At 58.2% G+C, this 4,503-nt stretch carries 4 protein-coding genes; 2 read left to right on the forward strand and 2 right to left on the reverse strand.

Going from position 1 to position 4,503, the window contains the following annotated elements; translation table 11 throughout:
* Positions 1 to 46 precede the first annotated feature (46 nt).
* Together EV656_RS16330 and EV656_RS16335 are read left to right on the forward strand one after the other, a co-directional pair.
* Positions 47 to 3,208: a PAS domain S-box protein gene (locus EV656_RS16330; protein ID WP_200276911.1), complete on the forward strand. Its 3,162-nt coding sequence runs from the start codon at positions 47 to 49 to the stop codon at positions 3,206 to 3,208.
* A complete protein-coding gene (locus EV656_RS16335) occupies positions 3,205 to 3,822 on the forward strand; it encodes a response regulator (RefSeq protein ID WP_132605841.1) in 618 nt (205 codons plus the stop codon). Before EV656_RS16330 ends, EV656_RS16335 begins: the two co-directional genes overlap by 4 nt.
* Before the next feature lie 6 nt (positions 3,823 to 3,828).
* Here the strand turns inward: EV656_RS16335 and EV656_RS16340 are convergent, their stop codons facing one another.
* Together EV656_RS16340 and EV656_RS16670 are read right to left on the reverse strand one after the other, a co-directional pair.
* Positions 3,829 to 4,239, reverse strand: coding sequence for a hypothetical protein (locus EV656_RS16340; RefSeq protein ID WP_132605843.1), 411 nt, complete (start codon positions 4,237 to 4,239; stop codon positions 3,829 to 3,831).
* 55 nt (positions 4,240 to 4,294) lie between these two features.
* Positions 4,295 to 4,503, reverse strand: a 209-nt coding sequence (locus tag EV656_RS16670; protein WP_165919033.1) for an iron-containing alcohol dehydrogenase, incomplete at its 5' end; no start/stop codon positions are given.

Below are 4,503 nucleotides of genomic sequence, written 5' to 3' on the forward strand. Positions count from 1 at the left end.
CATTTTCGACAGGCTCCTAAGCACGGCCCCGGCCGATGCCGATCAGGTGATCGATAATGTGCTGGCCGATATCGGTTCCTTTTTCGGTGCCGACCGCAGCTACCTGTTCCAGGTCCGCGATGCGGTACTTCTGGATAATACGCATGAATGGTGCGCCACCGGTATTCCCCCGATGATCAAGGAATTGCAGGGGGTGCCGATAGAAATTGCAGCGCATTGGTTCGAGCGTTTCGAGCGCAGCGAAGCTGTCCACATTTCCGATGTTCTGGCCATGCCGGATGAGGCACCCGAGAAAGAGACCCTGTTGATGCAGGGGATCAAGTCGCTTGTGGCGCTGCCAACCGTTGTTGACGGATCTATTGTGGGGTTCGTCGGGCTGGACGCAGTGCGCGAATACCGTGATTTCCTGCCAGGAGAGATCCGCCTTCTGCAATCCACCGCTTTGGCGATGCAGGCCCTTCTGCATCGGCGCGCGTCGGAGCAGCAGATCGAAGCCGCCCATCACGCGGTCGAAGCTGAACGTAATCGTTTCCGTGCGATCCTTGACGCGATCCCGGATCTGGTGCTGGAATTGGATGCTGATGGCCGGTTCCTGTCTTACAAGACGCAGGACCACGACATGCTGGTGCTGCCGCCCGACAAGGTGATCGGCTACACGCTGCAAGAGGCGCTGCCGCCTGAAACTGCCGAGATCGCCCAAAAGATTTTGGAGCAGACCCTGAAAACCGGGAGCGCCCGGCGCGAGGATGTGCCGTTGGATACGCCAGATGGCCGGCGCTTCTACTCGATTGCAGCCGCGCGGCAGGGGGGGGCAGACCTGGGGCAGCGGCCCAATGTTGTCGCCGTTGTGCGGAACATTACGCAAGATTGGCACAGGCGACAGCATGTCCAGCGCCTGGGGCGGATTGTCGAGGAAATGAGCGATCAGGTCATTCTGGCCGATGCCGAAGGGCGTATCGACTACGTGAACCCGGCATTCGAACGGCAGACCGGCTATCGTCATGCAGAGGTCCAAGGCCGGCGGCCTGGCGATTTCCTGCGGGGGCCGAGCACTGACCCTATCAGCGCAGCTCGGATAGATGCGGCCATCACCGCGCGTGAAGTGGCTACTATCGAAATTCAGAATTATCGCAAGGACGGGGCGCCCTTCTGGACAGAAATGCGCATCCAGCCGATGCACGATGGACATGGTCGACTTGAGGGGTTCATGTCGGTCCAGACCGACGTGACGGAACGCAAGGTCTACCAGGCGGCTCTGGACAAGCGCACTTGCGAACTGATCGCTGCCGAGGAACGGTTGAAGGGGGCGGTTGCAGCGCTGCCCCATGGTTTTGCATATTACGATGCCGAAGATCGGCTGGTTTTGTGTAATCATCGTTACAAGGATTATTACCCGCTGACCGCGCCGGTACTGGAACCGGGGCGCACCTTTACGGAAATCCTGCGCTTCGGCTTGGCCCGGGGCGAATATGCCGAGGCCGTCGGGCGCGAAGAGGAATGGCTGGCCGAGCGCTTGGCCAAGCATCGCAAGGCCGAGCATCAGTCCGAGCAATTACTGTCTAGTGGACGCTGGTTGCAGATCATCGAACGTCGTACCCCCGATGGTGGGCAGGTGGGGCTGCGCATCGACATCACCGATTACAAGCAGTCTGTCCGGCGTGCCGAGAAAGAAAGGCTTGCTGCGATGGACGCCTCTCGCGACGGGATCGGCATTGCCAACAAGCATGGCGAGGTCATCTATATGAATCGCGCCATGCTGCAATTGTTCAGCCTTTCTGACCGCGCAAGCATCCCCGGCCATCACTGGCGCGCGCTTCATCCGCCGGATAGCAGGGAATACCTTGAACGCCATGTCATTCCGGAGCTGGAGCGCGTCGGCAGTTGGCAAGGCGAGGTTCTGGGGCGGCGCGAGAATGGCGATACCTTTCCGCTGGAAATCTCCCTGACCATGCGCGAGGATCACGGAATTCTATGTGTTGCGCGTGATGTGACCCAGCGTAAGAAGGATTTGCAGGTCCAGGCGCAGTTGCGTGAACGGTTGCAAGTCGCCCAACGCCGCGAAATTCTGTCCCAGTTCAGCCGCGGCATCGCGCATGACTTCAACAACCTGTTAGCGGCGATCTCTGGCGTGGCTGGTCTTGTTAAAGACGGCATCGACGTAGAGGAAAACGCCGACCGAATTCTGGCGGCCAGCCAAAGCGGCGCTGACTTGGTTGCGCAACTTTTCGAACTCGGACGCAAACCATCGCCGCGTGGTGATATCGACCTGCGCCGTCCGCTGGAAGAAGCATGCGACCTGTTGCGGGTCAGCTTGGCCGACGATACTGCGCTGAAGGTGGCACTTCCCGCAAATCCGGTCGTCGCGCATGCCAATGCCACTGACATCGTCCAGATGACGTTAAATCTTGGGTTGAATGCCCGTGATGCGATCCGGGAGATCCCAACGGAGCAGCCACACGAAATCAATATATGTTTGTGTTCAGCTACGGCTGCCGATCACGATGGGTCTGCCGTACAGATTGGACGGATCATGCCTGGCCGGGACTATTGTGTGATCCAGGTTTCCGACACAGGGGTCGGTATTGACCCGCAGTTGCATAAGAGAGTCTTCGAGCCATCCTTTACCACCAAGCAGGACGATGGCACCGGCCTTGGATTGTCGGTCGTGGCCAGTCTGGTGTCCGATTACGGGGGCGCGGTCACGTTGTCATCGGAGCGGGGCAAGGGCAGTACGTTCAAGGTCTATATCCCTGTGAAAGCTGTTTGTAGGGTAAGCAGTCTGGCTCCGTCCAACCCAACCGAGGGGGAAATAGGCCGGTTGGATGGCCTGCGTATCCTCGTCGTGGATGACAACCGTGACGTACTGCATGTCATCAGTGAATACTTGGAACGGGCCGGTGCCGAGGTCGTAGCCTGTAGCGATCCGCGCGACGTGGCCGAGGCCGTCCGGGATGAACCCACCGCTTGGAGCCTGATCGTGACCGATTATGATATGCCTGAATTGAACGGCGCGGAACTGGCCAGCATTGCGAAGTCCCATGTGCCGGACTTGCCTGTTATTCTTGTCAGCGCATTGCCTGATTGGCGCAGCCGTTGTGGTGACCTTGGGCAAGAGGTCTTCGATGCCGCGTTGGGCAAACCGATTTCCGCTGTCGAGTTGGTCACCGCTGCGCGACATGTGACGAACATTTCCGGAGACAAGACATGAAGATCCTGATTGCCGATGACCACGAATTGTTGCGGGATGCCCTGGCAGCCCTGTTCCGGCAGGCAGACGATATTGACGCCGATTTCGTGGCCGACCTTGATGCCGCGCTGGAACAGGTCGACAAAGTAGGCCCTTATGACCTCGTCTTGCTAGATCTCAAGATGCCGGGCATGAACGAGCTGGAGGGCATTGAAAGAATCCGACGCACCGGCAAGGCTCAGAAAGTCGCCATCCTGACCGGCAACGATTCACCTATTGTGGCCGAAGAGGCGCTTGCCCATGGTGCTGTCGGCTTTATTCCCAAGACGCTGCCGGCGAAATCCCTTTTGAACGCGATCCGTTTCATGCAGGCAGGCGAAACTTACTTGCCGGCAGGCTACTTTCAAAACTCTGTAGAGAGCACATCAGTCAAGGCCATTCGCACCAAACTTTTGCCCCGCGAATACGAGGTGCTACGCCATTTGTCCCATGGCAAGAGCAACAAAGAAATCGCGAATACGCTTTCAATCAGCGAAGCGACCGTCAAGGTTCATGTCAAGGCAATCTTTCGCAAGCTTGAGGTCAAGAACCGGACAGAGGCGGCGCTGTTGGCCCGTAACGCGCAAGTCGAATAAGCTGCCTCAGACCGCTGAGCGGGCGTAAGCGGTTTGGCGCTCACGCCAGAATTTATTGTTTACCTTGGCAATGGAAACGGCACAGCACAAGATTGTGGGCGGTGTTGGATCCCGCAACTGGACGTCAGCGATCTCGAGTTCTTCTAAGCCGCATTTGTCAAGCAACAGCTCGTCGCACAACAGGATTACGACGATTTCAGGTAACGCTTTGCGAAGCGCAGACAAATATTTAAGTGTTTCGTCTAACGGTCCTAATCCCTTCGAGCGCACCAGAAGAATGTCATGCGCTCCGGGATGACGGATCAGGGCCTCGTAAGAGGCAGACAGGTTAAACGCAGTATCTACGCGGTAACCGGAACTCGCAAGCGAAGCGATTTCGTGGCATGATCCGTCAGGGTGATCTTGAACGAAAAGCACGCCGGTGGCCGAGGCGTTCGTTGCAACAGTTATCAAGTTTCGCCTCGCGTGCTGCTCACTCTGACTCGTGCGCGCTGGACTCCCGCTGCGACGCGCATCGCTGGCGCCATTGGCGGTTGTTATCTGCCGCGAAGGCCAGCCCCGCTTCAAGCGAAGCCATGGCTACTGGGTCGCGCAATGTGACATCGGCAAGCGGCAAGCGCTCGGAGCCGAAATCGTCGCGGGCGACCCGCCATGAAACCAGGATGACCGGCACGTTCGGTA

The organism is Rhodovulum adriaticum (assembly GCF_004345735.1).
GTDB classification, from domain to species: domain Bacteria; phylum Pseudomonadota; class Alphaproteobacteria; order Rhodobacterales; family Rhodobacteraceae; genus Rhodovulum; species Rhodovulum adriaticum.